This window comes from Bacteroides caecigallinarum, assembly GCF_016901995.1.
In the GTDB taxonomy this organism is placed as follows: domain Bacteria; phylum Bacteroidota; class Bacteroidia; order Bacteroidales; family Bacteroidaceae; genus Phocaeicola; species Phocaeicola cellulolyticus.
Window position 1 is genome coordinate 39,422 of the sequence record NZ_JACJLE010000010.1, and the last position, 19,821, is coordinate 59,242.

Genomic DNA, 19,821 nt, shown 5'->3' on the forward strand with positions numbered 1-19,821 from the left:
ATAATTTTTAAATATACATTCACTATCAGCCATAAAGCGTATTTATTGCTCTATGGCTGATTTTTTATTGTCAGTCACTCCTTTCTCATACAGACTTGGCGAAGTTCCGGTAATTTGCTTAAATACACGGTTGAAATTATTAGGCGTACTGAATCCTGTCTCATAGGCTATCTGCTGCATTGTCTTACCGCCATCCGAAAATAATTCTATCGCCCTGTTTACTCTATGCCTGTTGATAAACGAATTAAATCTGATGCCAGAATCATGGAGCAAACGACTTAAATTCCTAACTGAAATATTGAATTCAGCCGCGACCTGCTCAATCTTCAGGTTTCTGAAAGCATGCTCCCTCATATAGCATAATACTGGATATAACCTATGGTCATTAGGTATTGACATTGTCTTCAACAGGAAATCAACCTTATAGCTCAATGTAGGCAGAAGATTGAAAAAACTGATAGCAAAATCAAACAGCACGCCCCTATCTTCACTTTTTATACAATCGCCACACGATGCCAGATATTTTATATTCTCCCCTATTACAGAATTGGTATTATATATACAGAAAGACGAAGTACGTATATTCTCAGGTTGGCAAAGCGGAGAAAAATAAAATATCACCAGAGAAACCTGACGATTATTACTGTTTATCTCATGTATCACATCGCCAGGTATCCATGCAATATGTTTCTCAGGAACAAAATACGAATCGCTGTCTATCTGGATATGCAGTGTGCCGGACAATGTATATATTATCTGATATTTTTCATGACTGTGTGCATGAAGGGAAATCTCCTCCCAACCGGTCTTCTTTATCAGAATATCATTTTCCGATGAAGAATTCAGTGAACTAATATAATCTTTCTGTTCCTGATTCATAACCTGCAGTTTTGGCTTAAAAAGATAATCTTATTGCATAATTTGAAAATTCAGAACAAATTTAATCAATTAATTTTGCACATTCAAATAAAAAAGGTCTGTGAGGACATTTTTATTCAATCCATAATGCTTGGAGAAGCATTACATTAATAGGTATTATAACAGGTAAAAGGAGAAAAATGACAAAAAAGGTATTTATTTTATCAGCTATGCTTGCAGGAAGTATTTCATGCTTACAGGCTCAGACACGGATGCTGACACTGGACGAAGTCTTCAGGCTGGCAGATGAAAACAGTAAAAGTATCAACATCCATTCATTGATGACAGACGAGGCGGAAAAAGCCATAGAGATAGCTAAGAACGACCTTCTGCCATCTGTAGGAGCAAAAGCTACAGCACAGTATATCAGCGATTGCGTTACGTTCGACCGTGATTTCGGAAACTGGGAAAGTGGAGAAATGCCACATTTCGGCAATTCACTCATCCTTAAAGCTACACAGGTTATATACGCCGGAGGAAGAATAAAAAACAACATAAACCTGAAAAGACTGGAAAAGGAATCATCCGTACAGGATGAAATTCTTAACAGACAAGACCTTCGTTTCCTTCTGGCCGGATATTATCTGGAAATATCAAAACTGAGCAATCAGAAATACGTTTATGAAAACAATATCAGCCAGACCAAACTTCTGGTAAAAGATATGCAGGCAGCATATAAGCAAGGAACAGCACTGAAAAGCGACATCACACGTTACGAACTGCAACTCCAGAATCTTGAACTTGGACTAACTTCGGTAAAAAACAAAATAAACGTAATAACCTATAAGTTGGCTTCCACTATCGGTCTTGATCCTGATATCAAGATTACTACAGACACTGCAAGCCTTCTTAAACTGCCAATAGAAAACCAAAGTCAGGAACTATGGCTCAACAACAAGGAGGAAATTCCAATTATGAAGAAAGCCGACCTGAACATAAAAATGAGCGAAAACAAGATAAAAAGCATCAAGGGTGAATATCTTCCAGACATCAAATTTGCCATTACAGGCGAGATGACAGGTCCTATCATGGTAGAAGTTCCACCATTGGACATAAACTTCGCATATTGGTTTGCCGGTATCGAAATAAGCTACAATCTTGATGTACTGTTCAAAGGAAAGAAAAAAATGCGACATGCACGCATAAACAGGCAAAAGATGATAATTGAAAAGGAATATGCCGAAGAAGAGTTACAGAACTCAGTACATGAGGCATGTATAGGACTTGACGAGGCATACACAAGAATGCAGACACGTCTGAAAAGTGTACAGCTCGCCCACGAAAACTACAATATTGTCCGCCAGAGATACCTGAACGGGTTGTCACTGATTACCGATATGCTGGATGCAGGCAACACTCAGCTTGACACTGAGCTTCAGCTTGCCAACGACCGCATTAACATCATCTACCAGTATTTACTGCTAAAGAAAATTACCGGTACACTATAATCATTTTCCACAATTAGAAACAACATAAATATAGACAAACATGAGCAACAGAAAAAAAGCAATACCTAATTTCTTCATTCTAATAATACTTGTAGCCGGCATAGCATGGGTATGCGGCAGATTTCTGAGAATAAGCAACGATGAATATACAGACAACGCCCAGGTGAAACAGCACCTTACTCCGGTAAATACACGTGTGCAGGGATTTATCAAGAAGATATATTTCGAAGAATATCAGAAAGTTAAAAAAGGTGATACTCTGGTAGTGATAGAAGATATAGAATACAGACTGAAAGTAGCTCAGGCCGAAGCCGACTATCACAATGCACTGGTAGGAAAGAATGCCATGTACACCACCATAAACACCACTCAGAACAATATACTTGTTACAGATGCTGCTATTGACGAACAACGCATACGTCTGGAAAACGCAGAAACAGACTACAAGCGTTATCAGGAACTTGTGAAGGAAGAAGCTGTAACACCACAGCAGTTTGACCGCGTAAGAACAGATTATGCCGCTACAAAAGCAAGATATGAGCAGCTCATCAGACAGAAACAGTCAACATCGCTCGTAAAACAGGAACAGACACAACGTCTGGAACAGAACGAAGCGGCAATAAAACTAGCCGAAGCTGCACTCGAACTTGCAAAACTGAACCTGTCATATACAGTGATACTTGCCACTACAGACGGCGTGACAGGACGTAAGGAAATTCACGAAGGTGAGCTTGTGCAGCAGGGACAAACTCTCGTGACACTGGTTGACGGTACTGAAAAATGGGTTATAGCCAACTATAAGGAAACTCAAACCACAAACATGCACATCGGACAGAAAGTAAAAATCAGCGTCGATGCCATTCCGGGAGTAAGATTCGAAGGAAGGATTTCTTCTATTTCAGATGCCACAGGTTCGGCATATTCTATTATCCCTCAAGACAACTCTGCAGGAAACTTCGTAAAAGTAGAACAAAGAATACCGATAAGAATAGAATTCACATCGGAAAACAAAAAAGAAAATCTGGAACGCCTCCGTGCGGGAATGAACGTAGAATGTACAGTAGAAAACTAATTTAGCAAGAGGTTATGGCTGCTGTTAAACGACCACGCATAGCATACTATAAAGAAAATCTGCCAACCCCGCTATGCGTCTTCTTCTCATTCTTTTTCGCACTGGCTTTTCAGTTCAATGGCGGCGTGTTCCTACCCACCGCATTACAGATGTCAAGCGAACTTGGATATATCAAAGAAGATGTATCCATGGCAGGTTATGCCTCATTCATAGGAATGACCATAATCTTCCCTATTCTTTTCCGACTGAAATTCAGGTTCACCACCCGCAGCATACTTCTAACCGTATGCCCTGTATTGATAGCGTGCAACCTTATCACCATGCATACAAGCAACATTGCTCTGATGATTGTGGTATGTTTCATTTCGGGTTTCTTCCGTATGTGGGGAACATTCGAATGTTTCTCTAACATGCGACTCACCATTACCCCTGCTGGAGATTTCTCGACTTTCTATCCGGTGATATACATAATAGTGCTCGAAAGCATACAGCTGTCCGGACTTGTGGCTACTCATATCACCGACTGGGCCAACTGGCGCTACATGCACTGGTTCGTGATAGCCATGGTCAGTGTGGTATGGCTGTGTGTATTCCTTTTCACAAGACATTTCCGTCCGGGCAAGGTTGTACCTCTGTATAACATCGACTGGATCGGGGCAGCCCTGTGGGTTGTATTTCTGTTCTCTGTAGTATTCATCTGCATATATGGCGAGTACTACGACTGGTTCGACAGTCCTGAAATTCGTGCCTGTGCCGTAATTGCAGTGATATGCGTATTGCTAAACTTCAACCGTATGCAGACTCTGAAACGACCATACGTGGAACCTGATGTATTTACATACCCCAAGTTTCCTATCATACTGTTGCTCTTCCTCGTACTGTGTATATACCTCACAACATCTACAGTATTGCAGACTCTCTTCATGAGTTCAATTCTGAAATACGATACTCTTAACTCCATATCTCTGAACTGGTATGCTTTTGCCGGTATTCTGTGCGGTTCAGGTATAGTGTTTTACCGTCGTGTGATACAGCACAAAGGATTCAAGATGCTTATTTTCATAGGCTTCTGTCTGCTTACGGCATACCAGTACTACATGTATTTCCTCATTCATCCCAACCTGAACATTGAAAGTCTCTACTTTCCTAATTTCATACGCGGTATAGGTTATGGTATGCTGTATATATCGCTCACTATATATATAGCGGTAAGTGTTCCGTTCAAACACTTCTTCCAGGCATTGTGTGTACTGAGTTTCATACGAACAAGTATTGCTACACCGCTGGGAACCGCCCTTCTAAACAGAGCAATGAGATATCTTGAACAGGACAATATAGCCACAATAAGCCGAAATATGGATCAGGTACGTGCATGGACTGAAGGGATTCCAATGAATACCCTCTATAACCTGATAAAAACCCAAACCACACTGACCAGTCTGAAAGAACTGTTCGGATGGGTGTGCATACAGGGAACCATATTCCTGATTATAATAATGAGTTACAGACTCTGGAGCGACCGTGAAGAAACATTCCGCCATCCTGTACATAAGGCCATGAATTTCCACAGGAAGGTTAAGACAAGAATGCGGAAAAGGATATAAAGACCATTAACTTATAAATTCTGTAACAAAAGACATTACGTATCCAATTTTACACTAACTTTGCCGAGTTTTTTGATTGAGGTAAATAAAAAATGGATAACAGTATCAGCAATAAACGTACCGGAAGCAACGAAATAGATATGCTTAACGGTCCGTTGTTCAAGAAAATACTGCTGTTTGCCCTGCCATTGGCAGCCAGCAGTTTGTTACAGGAACTTTTCAATTCAGTTGACGTTGCGGTAGTAGGACACTTCGTTGGAAGCGACGCACTTGCCGCAGTAGGAAGTAATGCACCGGTCATAGGATTGCTTATAAACTTGTTTATGGGTGTTTCTATGGGTGCTTGTGCTATAATCTCAAACCACATAGGCCAGAATGACGAGAACAGCATACGTAAGGCTATAAGTACAGTAGAATGTGTGGCTGTCATCAGCGGTTTTTTCTTGTTGCTGCTAGGACAAGTAGCAGCAAGGCCCATACTGACATGGATGGGGACTCCACCGGAAGTGTTAGATCAAGCTGTAAACTACCTGCGTATATACTTTTTAGGTATGCCTTTTATAATGGCATATAACTTTGGAGCCGCCATACTGCGTAGTATGGGAGACACCCGCCGTCCTCTGTATATTCTAATTGCAGCCGGCATAGTAAATACCATATTAAACCTATTGTTTGTAATATACTTCCAAATGGGAGTAGCAGGTGTAGCAGTTGCTACAGGAATAGCCAATGCTGTAAGCGCAACCTTGATTATAAGACTGTTACGTAAAGAAAAAGAGCCATACAGACTACATTTCGATAAAATGAAAATCCATAATGTAGAATTAAGCCGTATGCTAAGAATAGGAATACCGGCAGGAATACAAGGTATGATATTTTCCATATCAAATGTAGTGGTACAATCATCCATAAACAGTTATGGAGCTGATGCCATAGCCGGTTCTTCCGCAGCACTCAATTTTGAATATTACTGCTATTTCATAATCCAGGGCTTTAACGGAGCTGCCATCAGTTTTATAGCCCAGAACTACGGAGCCGGAAAAATAGACAGGGTACGCAGAATTTTCTGGATTTGCATGTGCTCCAGCCTGGCCTTTTCCGCTGCATTCAATTGGCTTTTTGCATGGCAGGATGAGTTTTTCCTAAGTTTCTTTTCCAATATGCCTATGGTACACCATTACGGTGGCATTCGCATGCATATTGTTCTTGCAACACAGTTTATTGCAAGCAGTTACGAAATAGCCGGTTCTTCATTGCGTGGTATGGGAAAATCCATGACTCCTGCCGTACTGACTGTTTTCGGTACATGTCTGTTACGTATTGTCTGGGTATATGGAACATCCCCAATATGGAGAGGATATGATGTTTTAATGATGGTATATCCGGCATCATGGATACTTACCGGAATATTAGTATGCACTGCATATTATATAACTTTCCGCACTGAAAAGTTTATTACAGACAAATCAAAGAAATAAAATTTAAGGACACTATATCACGTATCTGACAAGCAAATCAAGTATTACCAAAAACGCCCTGCTATTCCGATTGAAATGGCAAGGCGTTTTGAGATACAAGTAAAAAAATCTTTTCTCTCTTTATTTTATACTGTACACTTTGAAATTGGCATATCTCGAATTACGGGTAAACATCTGTCTGAGCCCTATTCTACCTTTCGTTATAGCCGGAGCTGAGGAACCGTCAAAATAGAAAGTCTCATTCTTTCCGTCACCAGTGACATTCATATACAGCTGATCGCCATATTTTATCACCTTGATATGATAAGTCACTCCTTTCTTGAACAAACCTGTATTGTAATATTCCGGTTTCAGATCCGTACCGTTAAGATTATTTCCAGGCATATATCTGCGTCCTCTAATATACTCGTCTTTGTTCTCCGATGGAACACCGGTCACGGCATAACTGATGTGATAGGTATTCATATTCCTGAAATATGTGCTCATGGCCGGAACTTTTCTCAAATTGTTCCATTTCGAAATATCCTCGGCATACTCACCTTCACCGGAACCTGTTGCCTGAATATAAAGGATATTAACAAAATAATACTTTGATGAATCCAGTCTGGTAAAATCGTATTCTATCATAATATTACCTTCAAACTCTTTCTTTGTCCACAAAACAGTGTGATGCGCATCATTATAAGCCTCATCACCGGCATAGACTTCAAGTCCACCGTTGCGGTGTACCGCTTTGGCTATATCACCGTCCTTAAACCATTGCTTCTGCCAATCCTTTTTGAAAGAGTCTTCAAATACAAACTTCATATCTTTAGAAGCCAGTTTCTGAAATTCATCATAATATTTTTCAGACTGGGCAAAAGTTCCTATCTGAAGAAGTAATCCTATCAATAAAAAAAATACTCTCATATAAATTACACTTAGTTGTTAATTAAAATCCAGGAATAATATTCAAGCCGGCACGTATCTGCTTCGTTTTATGCAGCTTCATCCATTCATCAAGCAAAGCCCTGTGCCGCTTAAGCTCTGTTTCATATCTTTTCTCTATAGCAAGATTTCTCATTTCACCACGGTCTGTATTCATATCAAACAACTGTTCGCGATAATGTCCTTTATCATAAATCACATATTTGAAATTTTTTGTTCTCAAAGCCCAACCACGGGTGTTCCCACCTTTATCAAACATAGTTTCGGTAACTACGAAATCCTGATGTCCGGCATTTATATCACAATTTTCAACCAATTTCCTATAAGAACGTCCTGGCAATCCTTCAGGCATTTTCACTTCAGCCCAGTCGCATACTGACGCAAAGAAATCCACACCGTTGTTTACCAATTGAGGCAATTCCTTTCCGGCATTCTTTTTTCCAGGAAGAACTACTATCATAGGAACATTGATCACCTCTTCATAAAGAGCCGACTTCTGATTCCACTGATGTGCTCCCATTCCGTCGCCATGATCGCTGGTAAAAATGATAACCGTATTTTGCCATAATCCGTTACGGTCTATGGCATCAACCAGCTTGCCTATCTCCGCATCCACATGCTCCACAAGTCTGAAATACGCATTTCTGTATCTGCGCCAATCATCAGGAGTATAGTTTGAAGTGGGATAAGCACTATAATTCAAGCTCTTCTCATACCTTATCACATCGGCATCATACGGGTTAGGTTCATAATTCAACGGCAAACCCGGACACTCGGCAATGTCAGCCTGAGGAGTATCCGCATAAGGAAGATTTTGCTGACGTGCAAATTCGCATATATTATGAGGATTATCAAACGAAGCTACAAGGAAAAAAGGTGATTTATGCTTTGAGTCAAGATAATTTATGCACGATTCTGCCAGACCGAAATCATTATGGTCGTGTATGTTTCTGAACCCAAATTCCATATCAGGAATAGAAGCCGTATGTACATGCCATTTTCCGGCATAAACACAATCATATCCGGCATTGCTCATAAGTACACCAAGACTTCGGCTCTTCAGATTTTCCGGCATAGGATTACCATTACTAGGCATACCTATCTCATGGGCAAAATGTCCTGTAAACATAGATGCCCTTGAAGGTCCGCTTAGAGGTGTAGAACAATAAGCATTGCGAAACATTACTCCTGCCTCTGCCAAACGGTCCATGTTGGGGGTATGCAAGTCTTTGTTTCCCATACAACTCATGGCTGTTGCCGTCTGCTGGTCGGTCATAATATAAATAATATTAGGCTTTTCTGCCGACTGAACAAAAGCAGGAAGAACCATCCCTCCTACTATCAAGAATTTTTTCATAATAGATTTAATTAAGTTATTAAGTTATACAAGACAAAATTATAGAATAATACAGTAAATGGCTTATACTATAGGATGAAAACTTTCAATATTATACGTTTTTACAATAAGGGCCTCAAAAAGGACGTTCACCCTGAATAGCTTTTACAAGTTCCAATACTTTATTGACTTCCGTTTCGCTACCCGATATTACCAATGACACCCCGCCTTCTCTTCCTGATATTCCTCCTACACCGTATGGGAATACCTTCACATCGGCAAACTGGAGTATTGCTTCTATCTCGGTAAACACCGTACCTGTCCTGAACATATAAAGCCTTGGAACGGAATTCAGTCTTTCGTTACCGGCATTCAATGTATTCTCAAGTACCTCTAGATTTGCCGTGGTCTCTTTCTCCAGACCTATCGGGATTATAAGTTCCGCCTTACCTTCGCCTACGTAAGGAAGAAGTTTATATGTAGTACCACCATTGGGAGCACCTATACAAACAGCTGCCTGCTTCATGGAATAGTTCAGAAGGTTGCCTCCTTTCATCACTATATCACCGGGTTCAAGCATTTTCAAAGCCTCATCATATGTTACATCCAATAATTTTCCATCCTTTATAACCACTTCCTGCATCTGCCTCTTATCTGCATTCACCGGAGACTGACCTTCGGGAGCAAAATGACCTATAACGAAACTACCATGTTCAATACTCTTATTCAACAATTCCTCGGCTATATAAGTATTTGTAGTTCCTTTAGTGACAATAATCATCCCTTTTTCAAGTTTTTCTTTCACCGAATATATTGCCATTATTCCTTTGGCTATAAGACGCTTGCTTTCACTCACTGTCAGATTAACTCCGGCAAATACATCATCCGTAGAAGCCATTACTTCCGGAGTTGTTTTTACTACTTCTTTTTCTACTTTTTGTGTACAAGATGTCATAAATGTTCCTGATAAAAATAAACCAAATAGTATTAAACTTACTCTATTCATGATAGATATATTTCAAAACGGAATGCAAGTTACAAACAAACAAACACATTAAAAAAGGTTGCCTAAGAAAAAAATCTTAAACAACCTTACAAAATTATTTACAATTCAATTATTACTGCTTCATCAAATACTCCTTGAAAGAAGCAAAATCCTTGCTCATAGGCACACTGAGTTTCTTTCCGCGCATGAACTCCTGAAGCTTCTCAGGAATCTTTACATCAGCACCTATAATGTTCTGAACAGTCTGAAGGAACTTGGCAGGATGAGCAGTTTCAAGGAATACACCTGTTTCACCCGGCTGCAATTCCTCTGCCAATGCACGATATCCACATGCTCCGTGAGGGTCGAGCAGATAACCGGTTTCTTCATATACCTTCTGAACAGTCTCGCTAATTTGTTCATCGGTATAAGTTTCACCAGATATTTCCGCTGCAATTGCATCGTGACTTCCTCCGTACAAATCAATTATACGGGCAAAGTTACTTGGATCGCCAACATCCATAGCATTTGCAATAGTAGCTATAGATGGACGTGGATTATACTCACCGGTCTTCAGATATTGATAGAAGATGTCATTACGGTTGTTAGCTGCTATGAAGCGTTTGATAGGCAATCCCATCTTCTTTCCGAACAGTCCGGCTGTAATGTTACCGAAGTTACCGCTTGGTACACAAACAACCAGATTGTCAGCCAATCCCTGTTTCTTCATCTGTGCGTATGCATAGAAATAATAGAATGACTGTGGAAGGAAACGTGCCACATTGATGGAGTTGGCAGAAGTGAGCTGCATGTGAGCATTCAGTTCCTTATCCATGAATGCGTTCTTCACCAAAGCCTGACAGTCATCGAATGTGCCGTCCACCTCTATTGCCGTAATGTTCTTTCCGAGAGTAGTAAACTGTTTTTCCTGAATTTCACTCACTTTACCTTTAGGATAAAGTACATAAACATGAATACCTTCTACTCCAAGGAAACCGTTTGCAACAGCACTACCTGTATCACCAGATGTAGCAACAAGCACGTTCACCTCCTTCTTGCCTTCCTTACGGATGAAATATCCCAAAAGTCGTGCCATGAAACGTCCGCCAACATCCTTGAATGCCAAAGTAGGACCATGGAAAAGCTCCAGTGAATAAATATTGTCTTTAACCTTTACGGCAGGAACATCAAAGTTCAGTGTATCATAAACAATGTGTTTCAAAGTTTCTGCAGGAACATCCTCACCGAAGAAAGCGTCAGCCACACGGTAGGCTATTTCCTGAAATGAAAGGTTTTCTATCTCGTCAAAGAATGATTTTGGCAAAGGCTTTATCTCGTAAGGCATATACAGACCTTTGTCCGATGCCAGACCTTTTACCACAGCTTCTTCAAGCGATGCGTCCGAAGCCTGTTTGTTTGTACTGTAATATTTCATAACACTAACTTGTTTTTCATTTATCATTATTCATAAATTCATTCATAAACTCGTCCCTTTCCATTGTGCCATACACACCTGATTTGCAGGAAACCTCATCGTATGTCTGCACACTGTCTGGTTCAATGCCAGGATAATAAATCAGGAAAGGAACAGGCTCATTTGTATGAGTACGATGTTCGCATGGTGTAGGATGGTCAGGAAGTACGGCAATAGCGACAGGCTCATCCCAGTCTTTTACAGCCTCATATATCGGACCTACCGCACGTTTATCCAGGTTTTCTATGGTCTGAAGTTTTAAATTCACATCACCTTCATGTCCGGCTTCGTCGCTTGCCTCAATATGCAGATAAACGAAGTCATCCGTTTTCAGGGCTTCGATTGCAGCTGCTGCCTTTCCTTCATAATTTGTATTATAAAGTCCTGTAGCACCTTCCACGTCTATACATCTCAATCCGGCATAACGTCCGATACCACGGATAAGATCTACAGCAGTTATCACAGAGCCCTTCTTTATCTGAGGATATTTCTGCGACAATGGTTCCATCTTAGGTCTGTAGCCAGGACTCCATGGCCATATACTGTTGGCAGGATCCTTGCCTTCAGCCACTCGTTTCAGATTTACCGGATGCGATGCCAGCAGTTCCTGAGATTTAAGAATAAGTGCATTCAGCAAATCGGCAGTTTCCTGAGCTTCCGGACATTCAGCCTTAATCATATTAGGGCGGAACGGCTGCAGAGGAATGTCATGAGGCGGAACGCAATGAAGATGCTTGTTACCGCCTTTTATTACCAACAGATGACGGTACTGAACCCCTGTATAGAAATGTATCCTGTCAGTTCCAAGTCGTTCTTCAAGGAATTTAATAAGTTCGTCAGCCTCTTCCGTCGTGATATGTCCTGCCGAATGATTTTTAAGAGTTTCTCCTTCAACACATATAATATTGCAACGCATAGCCATATCTCCCGGCTCAAGGTCAACACCGATGCTTGCAGCTTCAAGCACTCCGCGTCCCTCATACACCGTAGGCAAGTCATATCCCATTACCGACATGTTTGCAACCTCGCTGCCTGGATGAAAACCGTCGGCTACTGTCTTCAGCATACCTGTACGTCCCATAGCTGCAAGCTTATCTATATATGGAGTCTTTGCGTATTGCAATAAAGTCTTATCCCCAAGGGCAGGTACTGGCCAGTCCGCCATACCGTCGCCCAGAATTATAATGTGTTTCATATCTGTTAGTTGTATTTATATATTCGCTATACTCATGATGTCGGCAAATACACCCGCTGCCGTAACACTTGCTCCGGCACCATATCCCTGAATGAGCATAGGATATTCATTATATCGTTCAGTAGTAATAAGTATTATATTATTTGTTCCCTCAAGGTTATAGAAAGGATGATTAGCACCAACCTCCTGAAGAGAAACACTACCCTTTCCGTTTTCAAGTTTGGCAACAAATCTCCATCTCTTGTTGTTAGCCTCAAGTTCTTTTCGTTTAGCCTCAAAATCGGCATCAAGCTTACTGATGTTCTTCCAGAAATCATCAATAGTACCTTCAAAGAATTCATCAGGTATGAAAAGGTTCTTCTCCACATCTTCCTGATTGAGTCTGTATCCCGCTTCGCGGGCAAGAATGACAAGTTTTCTGATAACATCCTTTCCGCTAAGGTCTATTCTTGGGTCCGGTTCAGAGTATCCGCCTTCCTTGGCCAGACGTATAGTCTCGCTCAAAGGAACATCACTGCTCAGCTTATTGAAAATAAAATTCAATGTACCACTCACAACTGCCTCAATTCTCAAAATCTTGTCACCACTGTTGATCAGGTCATTGATGGTATTGATTACCGGAAGACCGGCACCTACATTCGTTTCAAACAGGAATTTAACTCCACGCTGACGTGCTATCTGTTTCAGTTCTTCATATATTTCATATTCCGAAGATGCCGCAATCTTATTAGCAGCTACAACCGAAATATTATGACTCAGGAAATCCTTATAAAGACCGGCTATCACTGGACTTGCAGTACAATCGACAAACACAGAATTGAATATATTCATGCCGATAATCTCATCATGAAGAACCTGTGGAGACGAAGGGATACCTTTTTCTTCAAGTTCCTTACGGTAATTCTCCAGATCAATTCCTCGACGTGTGAAATATGCCTGATGTCCGTTTGCTATACCTACTACTCTCAAACGCAAACCACGTTCCTTCATCAGTTTTTCCTGCTGACTGTGAATCTGCTCAATCAGGCTGTTTCCTACCGTACCAATACCGCATATGAAAAGATTCAGTACCTGGTACTCAGACAAGAAAAAAGAATCATGGATTACGTTAAGCGTCTTACGCAATGACTCAGCCTCTACAACAAAAGATATATTGGTTTCCGAAGCACCCTGAGCACAAGCTATCACGTTGATACCGTTACGTCCAAGAGTACCGAACAGCTTACCGGCAATACCCGGAGTATGTTTCATGTTCTCACCGACAATAGCAACTGTCGCCAGATTGCCTTCTGCCATCATAGGCGAAATCTCACCCATTTCTATTTCTTTTGCAAACTCGGCATTAAGTACTTCGCAAGCCAATGCAGCATCCTCATTTCGTACACCAATTGAAGTAGAGTTTTCAGACGATGCCTGTGACACAAGGAACACACTGATACCGTTTTCGGCCAAAGTCTTGAATATACGGTGGTTAACACCAATCACACCCACCATACCAAGACCTGTCATTGTGATAAGACAAGTATCATTGATTGACGAAATACCCTTGATAGGTTTGGATGAATGGTCAGAGTCCTGTTTGATGATAGTTCCCGGGGCTTCAGGATTGAAAGTATTCTTGATAAGAACCGGAATGTTTTTATGGCATACAGGATATATTGTAGGAGGATAAACCACCTTAGCACCGAAGTTACAAAGCTCCATTGCCTCAACATAACTCAGTTCATTTATAGGATATGCCGTACTGATTACACGTGGGTCGGCAGTCATGAATCCGTCAACATCTGTCCATATTTCCAGAATATCGGCATCAAGCGCAGCAGCGATAATGGCAGCTGTATAATCCGAACCACCGCGTCCCAGGTTAGTAACTTCACCAGTATTCTTATCTGTAGAAATAAATCCCGGAACAAGTGAGACTTTCGGAAGTTCTACAAAAGCTTCCCTTACCAAAGTATTTGTAAGTTCTGAATCAAGAATATGTTTGTTATGCTTTTTCTCTGTCTTGATAAATGTACGTGAATCGAACCATACGGCACCCTCTATCAGAGTGGCAACTATTATGGATGACAAACGCTCACCATAGCTGACTATTGTGGCCGAAGTTTTTGGCGACAAGTCGCGAATAAGGAAAATACCCTGGAATATATCTTTCAGTTCGCTCAACAGTTCATTCACTCTGTCAAGAAGAACTTCTCTGTCTTTTCCTGCAGGAATAACAGTATAAACCATTTCAATATGACGGTTCACTATTTCCTTCATTTCCTTTTCATATGCCGAATCGCCCTCCGATGCCATTTTTGAAGTCTTTATCAGCTTGTCGGTTATACCTCCTAATGCTGATACTACAACTATTACTTTATCATCTATAGCTTCGACAATCTTTTTTACACTTACCATGCTATTGACAGAACCTACAGATGTTCCGCCGAATTTCAATACTTTCATACCTTTGAGATTATTGAATACGTTTCATTGTACGCCAAAGCAGTACAAAAAATAAAATGATTAAAACTTGAATAAAAAAGAAGAAAATGCTTACGTCCGTAAGCGTGTATCACGTAGAAACACATTATATATATACTCAACCCCGAGGGGTCATCCCAGTACCACATGATGTGACGATCATACGCCCCATTCCATAAGTTGTGATATTGTTATAATGTGCAGTCATTTAGATTGAAATGTTTGTTAAAAGTTTTATCGTTGGCAAATATAAGAACATTTTTCTACAATCAAACACAAAAAAGGATTTTTTTGCAGTCAAACTTGTTTTTTTTGTGACAAAACAGACACCGTACAATCGTTTATAAACAAATAAAGGAAGATGTATCAATCTATTTGTACACCTTCCTTTATCATATTACTTAGTATTTTTATTATTCAGCAGAACCAAAAAGGATATCCTCTCCCTGTATAAATCTAATATCACGAGGAATTCCTGCGCCGTTAATTTTATCAAGATCAGCCTGAAGAGCCGGAGTTATACCGCCGCTTTCTGTTCTAAACTTAGTTGCAAACTCAATATCACCGTCTCCCTGAGTTTTCAGGATAAGAGCAGCCCAAGAGTTCATGGCATCCTTGGCCTTTGCAAAATCTATCACATATTGTCCTTTTGCGTCACATGAAAAGGCACCGGCTTTTTCCATATAGTTGAAACACATCATGTTTGCCTTACCATGTGATGAAGCAGCGCCAAATCTTACAGAACGTAAGATACCGGCAATATATGTAGCAATAGCATCTTCTGTTGTAATATTGGTAATTTCTCCCATTTCAACAAGTTTGGCCACCATGAACAGACCTAGAATATCAGCCTTGGCTTCTTCCCACGATGTTTTTTCTGTACCCATCACGGCATCCACACTACCCTTTCCGTTAATTGTCTGCTTTACTCCCAGTCCGTGTGCCACTTCATGGAAAGTCACATTCCAGAAGAAAGCATCGAAATTAAGATATTTCTGCTGTTCCGGAGTAAGTATAAGTTCACCGATTGGCATAAGAATCTTGTCAAACTTCGCTTTCATAGCATTTCTCAGCTGAAGACGACGGGTTCCTTTCAGAGCGTGTACCCTGTCATCGTTAGGAAGATTGATTGCGATAGTCTTGCTTCCGGCATTACAGTCGCCGGCATAATAAACCGCATCATATACATTAAGGTCAGACGAAGTTCCTGGCACGAAAGTCTTGTATTCAGGAGCGCAAGGCAACTCTTTCTGAAGTGCCGGAAGCATAGAAACGAATTTTGCAAGATCCTTGCTCCTTGCCTCGTCTTTCAGAAGTATAAACGATTCGTATGAAGTTTTTGTTTCACGGAACTTGTCATCATAGCTTTCTATAGGTCCTGTAACAAAATCAATCTTGCTTTCCTTCATATCCATCCATGCAAGGTCACTTTCAAGATAATCATCAGTCTTGAAAGCTTCAATACGTTTTTCCAGATAAGCCTTCAGTCCCGGATCTTCTGCTAGGGTTACAGCCTTTTCCAACAGAGCACAAATCTGTCCTATCTCTTCGGCATACTCATCATGATACCATACGCTCTTTAGCGAACCGTCTTCATTCCTTCTTATCACTGTGTACCATGAGTCTTTGTTTTCATCTTCGAAAGCATCAAATTCCTCAGCTGTTATATCATGAGGATAGTAATTGCATACATCAAGCTTTTCGCCATATCCGGCAATGAAAGGTTTGTTATTATCCAAACGATCCCATGCACCATAATGAATCATGGCAAATTCTTTGGTATAGCTGTCAGCTATAGTATCAAGCTGTGCTTTGTCACCGAATGTCTGTTTCCAGAAAAGGTCGTCAGTAATTTTTCCAACCTTGAAGAATATCTTCACCAGCTCTTTTTCATTTTCGCTAAGTCCGTTAACCAGATCCGATTTCAACTCTACAGGTGCATACTCCTCCACTTTTGCTTTCATAGGAGACTCCTGTTGTTTCTGATTGCTGCACGACAATGTAGAAGCTACCACTGCAATTCCTAACATTGATGCCGATAAATTTAGAAGTTTCTTTTTCATAATTTATATAATGAATTGTTTATTCCTTTGGCCAGCGAAGATAGTAAAAAGATTTTGATTAGAAATAAATCACTTAAATCCAAGAACTATAATTCCACCTCTTTTATACAACCTGTGTGATTATAAAACACTTTATTTCCCCACAAAGAATAAAACAAAGCATACTTATCAACTCCCGAACAATGACATACACCCAGTTCGTCCGGCAATGAGTTTTTCAATCCATTTACTATTACATCATCCTTATCTGACGAAGCATTATGTATATGGAAACCACCTATAATCATTTTTAAATGGTTTTCATTAAAAAACGAAGACACACTGCGTAAAATATTGGTTATCCCACGATGTGAACATGCACTAAGCAATATCATACTTTCTTCTCCTTTCAAAACTAAAGCCAACTCATCATCGAAGCGGTCAGGTATCAACTCTCCGTCACGCTTTACAATAAACTGTTCAAAATGGGTATCATCTTCATTGATTACAGGCAAATCAGGAAATATCCATATTCCTGGAAATATCTCCGTAGTTTTATCCACAAATATAAAACGCGACATATCCATACGTACAGCATTTCTGATACCATTTTCGCGATTTCCCTTAAACTTAGGATTCAGAGCCTCACGTTTACAGAGTACTTTCGCTTTCTTGTTTATTTCAAGAAACGCTTCAAGCCCTCCAGAATGGTCACTATGTCCGTGCGACAATACAAGATAATCCACGCGCTGCAAATCGCAATGCAACAAACGTGCATTACGTATAAATAGATCGGATGCACCTGTATCAAAAAGTACTACGTTACCTCCCGCCTCAACATATAATGACAAGCCATGTTCAGCCTGCAGCTTACGACCATAAACACAGTTTTCTACCAATGTTGTTATTCTACATTTCATATTTTATATACAGAGAATTAAAACTATCAAATGCAATTATAGTAAAAAAATTCTACAATAACATTATAAATATCGGTATTATAAAAGTGTAATACAAATAAAAACATTTCAAAAACAATATAAATGCCCGACCTGCTTCTTTCCAACAGGCCGGGCACATAATTAAATATCAAATACAAATATTATCAGAAATTACCTTTGTTTGCATTATCCCACCAAACATGAGTACCACCTTTATCACCGGAGAATCCTAATTTACTTGTATTTTCATCATTCAAGAGTTTTATTCCTGATTTCTCAAGTTCAGCTGCATTGGTATTATATTCATTTTCTGCATATATAACACGACGAATACCTTCAGTTGAGTCAATAGCTCCATTACTTTCGTTTACAAAAGCAGGGAACAATCTAGGATATCCGGTTCTACGCTGTTCAGCCCAAGCTTCTGTTGATAATGGGAACAGTGCAAAATACTTTTGAGTTATGATTCTTTCAAGTTTTTCTTCCTGAGTTGCTCCTTCATCCCATTTTACACCCAACTTATTCAATGCTTCCACACTCAATTCAGGCCTAATCGGATCATTATAATCTATCTGGGTTGATGTTCCTGCAATATAGTCTTCTACAGCATTATCAGCATACTGTTTGATTCCCGCATAATTACCACGATACTTAAGCTCGTTTTCCATTGATTTACGGATACCGTCTTCATATAACTGCTGTACGCTTTCATTACCTATATTCCAACGAAGTTTCGCTTCAGCAAGCAGGAAGTAAGATTCTGCCTGTTTAAATATAGGAAGAGGTGCTTTAAATATACCAACTTCATTCTTGTAATCAACCCATGAAGAGAAAGAAGCCCAGTTATTAGGTTTGTTAGGCAAACCGCTGGCAAATCGTATTCCTAAATACTCCTTATTTGCTTCAACAGCAACTGCTTCTGACTTATCAACCTGTTTATCATCTTTCCAATATGTAACTACGTTATTTTCATCTTTCTTTTTTGAATAACCTTCGCGTAAGACATCATCAATATTCTTTGTCATATATAATGGCTGACGTGGATCCTTCATTCCAGTCATTAAAGTTACGAGATTAGCGTTAAATCCGCAGTCACCCCAGTTAAACATCAGCCACATATTATTATCAAGACCTTTACTAATAAGAATATCCTTACCACCGTTAGCAAGAGTATTCTTTGCTGCATCTGTAGCTATCTGTTTTACGTCTATTCCTACCTGATTCATTTCATCCACACGTTTTGACAGACGCAGAGCCATACGCAATCTCATGGTGTTAGCTATTTTTAACCACATTTCTGTATCGCCATTACACCATACATCGGCACTCTTCAATTTCGCCTTTTCATTTTCTGTCATCGATTCAATAGCAGTGATAGCTTCTCCCAAATCGGTCAACATTATTTTATAAAGCTGCTGCTGACTATCGAAATAATACGATGTGGTATATTCATCAGCTTCAAGGATTGAAGTATAAGCCAAAGGACCATATGCATCTGTAGTCATCAGTGTTCCATAAGCCTGAACTATACTCATAACAGCAGCAAGACCATTTTCTCCGTCAGCCTTACATGCTGCAATAATACGTCTGGTATTATTGAATATATGAAGATAGAAGTTTTCATGCATACCACCGCTATGACCACGGTTTTCACCCAAGTCACCATTAGTGAATCCACCGTTAGGAGTCATGAAATAACCACTATATAGGTCAATAGTAAGGTTTGTCCAAAACTGGAACATATTCTGCTGTGGAGGATAACAATAAGTCATAGGTTCCAACCACTGAGCCGATGCCGGCAAATCATTTGGATCAACCTGAACATTACTGGTATTAATTCTTTCAAAATCATCTATACAAGAGGTAATCATATTCCCTCCCAATATAGGAAGCGCCATAATCAAAGCGCATTTCAATATTTGTTTACGTTTCATA

The 19,821-nt window shown here is 40.0% G+C and carries 14 protein-coding genes; 4 read left to right on the plus strand and 10 right to left on the minus strand.

The genetic code is table 11. The features are described 5' to 3' along the window. Positions 1-42 precede the first annotated feature (42 nt). On the minus strand, positions 43-879 hold the full coding sequence (locus tag H6A61_RS04035; protein ID WP_204391206.1) for a helix-turn-helix transcriptional regulator: 837 nt from the start codon (positions 877-879) through the stop codon (positions 43-45). A 179-nt stretch (positions 880-1,058) separates the two neighbouring features. Between H6A61_RS04035 and H6A61_RS04040 the strand changes: the two genes are divergently transcribed. The 4 genes from H6A61_RS04040 (at position 1,059) to H6A61_RS04055 (ending at position 6,520) form a co-directional block, all read left to right on the plus strand. After that, positions 1,059-2,366 (plus strand): TolC family protein, encoded by a 1,308-nt coding sequence (locus H6A61_RS04040; RefSeq protein ID WP_204391208.1) that lies wholly within the window; start codon positions 1,059-1,061, stop codon positions 2,364-2,366. 40 nt (positions 2,367-2,406) lie between these two features. Beyond that, positions 2,407-3,438: an HlyD family secretion protein gene (locus H6A61_RS04045; protein ID WP_204391210.1), complete on the plus strand. Its 1,032-nt coding sequence runs from the start codon at positions 2,407-2,409 to the stop codon at positions 3,436-3,438. 14 nt (positions 3,439-3,452) lie between these two features. Then, positions 3,453-5,042 (plus strand): hypothetical protein, encoded by a 1,590-nt coding sequence (locus tag H6A61_RS04050; protein WP_204391212.1) that lies wholly within the window; start codon positions 3,453-3,455, stop codon positions 5,040-5,042. 92 nt (positions 5,043-5,134) lie between these two features. Next, the gene (locus tag H6A61_RS04055) at positions 5,135-6,520 is read left to right on the plus strand and encodes an MATE family efflux transporter (RefSeq protein WP_204391214.1); all 1,386 of its coding nucleotides are present in this window, start codon (positions 5,135-5,137) and stop codon (positions 6,518-6,520) included. 120 nt (positions 6,521-6,640) lie between these two features. On the opposite strand, the gene H6A61_RS04060 is transcribed toward H6A61_RS04055, so the two are convergent. From H6A61_RS04060 to H6A61_RS04100, 9 genes are all read right to left on the minus strand, one after another. Then, a complete protein-coding gene (locus H6A61_RS04060; RefSeq protein WP_204391216.1) occupies positions 6,641-7,429 on the minus strand; it encodes a DUF1961 family protein in 789 nt (262 codons plus the stop codon). Between the two features lie 22 nt (positions 7,430-7,451). Beyond that, a complete protein-coding gene (locus H6A61_RS04065) occupies positions 7,452-8,804 on the minus strand; it encodes a sulfatase-like hydrolase/transferase (protein WP_204391218.1) in 1,353 nt (450 codons plus the stop codon). A 115-nt stretch (positions 8,805-8,919) separates the two neighbouring features. Next, positions 8,920-9,738, minus strand: a complete 819-nt coding sequence (locus H6A61_RS04070; protein WP_204391220.1) for a hypothetical protein — start codon at positions 9,736-9,738, stop codon at positions 8,920-8,922. Between the two features lie 163 nt (positions 9,739-9,901). Then, complete coding sequence (gene thrC, locus H6A61_RS04075; RefSeq protein ID WP_204391229.1) at positions 9,902-11,203, minus strand: threonine synthase; 1,302 nt, start codon at positions 11,201-11,203, stop codon at positions 9,902-9,904. A gap of 16 nt (positions 11,204-11,219) precedes the next feature. Continuing rightward, on the minus strand, positions 11,220-12,437 hold the full coding sequence (locus H6A61_RS04080; RefSeq protein ID WP_204391231.1) for a cofactor-independent phosphoglycerate mutase: 1,218 nt from the start codon (positions 12,435-12,437) through the stop codon (positions 11,220-11,222). 15 nt (positions 12,438-12,452) lie between these two features. Next, complete coding sequence (gene thrA / locus H6A61_RS04085) at positions 12,453-14,885, minus strand: bifunctional aspartate kinase/homoserine dehydrogenase I (protein ID WP_204391239.1); 2,433 nt, start codon at positions 14,883-14,885, stop codon at positions 12,453-12,455. A 431-nt stretch (positions 14,886-15,316) separates the two neighbouring features. Beyond that, the gene (locus tag H6A61_RS04090) at positions 15,317-16,966 is read right to left on the minus strand and encodes a dipeptidyl-peptidase 3 family protein (protein WP_204391241.1); all 1,650 of its coding nucleotides are present in this window, start codon (positions 16,964-16,966) and stop codon (positions 15,317-15,319) included. A gap of 86 nt (positions 16,967-17,052) precedes the next feature. Continuing rightward, on the minus strand, positions 17,053-17,865 hold the full coding sequence (locus H6A61_RS04095) for an MBL fold metallo-hydrolase (protein ID WP_204391243.1): 813 nt from the start codon (positions 17,863-17,865) through the stop codon (positions 17,053-17,055). A gap of 185 nt (positions 17,866-18,050) precedes the next feature. Next, the gene (locus H6A61_RS04100; protein ID WP_204391250.1) at positions 18,051-19,820 is read right to left on the minus strand and encodes a SusD/RagB family nutrient-binding outer membrane lipoprotein; all 1,770 of its coding nucleotides are present in this window, start codon (positions 19,818-19,820) and stop codon (positions 18,051-18,053) included. Position 19,821: the final 1 nt, after the last annotated feature.